This is a genomic window from Halomonas sp. SIMBA_159, from assembly GCF_046536035.1.
Taxonomy (GTDB): Bacteria; Pseudomonadota; Gammaproteobacteria; order Pseudomonadales; family Halomonadaceae; genus Vreelandella; species Vreelandella venusta_A.
Map to the genome: position 1 here is coordinate 1 of NZ_JAWJBT010000219.1, position 338 is coordinate 338.

Below are 338 nucleotides of genomic sequence, written 5' to 3' on the forward strand. Positions count from 1 at the left end.
GTGTCGATCCAGTCGCGGCGGTCCTCGTCCGGGGCGTCGGGCAGGCTGGCGAGCTGCTCGGCGAAGCCGGTGATCGCGCCCAGCGGCGTGCGGATCTCGTGGCTCATGGTGGCGAGGAACTCGCCCTTGGCCAGCACCGCGGCTTCGGCGGCCTGCTTGGCCTGGGTCAGCTGCTGCTCGAGCTGGTCGTGCTGCTGCAGGTCGCGGCGCAGGAAGTCGATTTCGCCGCGCGCGGTTTCCAGGCGGTCTTGCAGGCGTTCGCCGGCCTGGCGCGCGCGGCGCAGGCGCAGGCCCTGCCACAGCGCCAGCACGAGCGCGGCCGCGGCGAGCCCGGCGGC

1 protein-coding gene is annotated in these 338 nt (G+C 74.9%); it reads right to left on the bottom strand.

Annotated features, from left to right (window positions below):
- On the bottom strand, window positions 1-338 hold a 338-nt coding region (locus tag R0J87_RS19065), incomplete at both ends, for a histidine kinase dimerization/phospho-acceptor domain-containing protein (protein ID WP_498888197.1).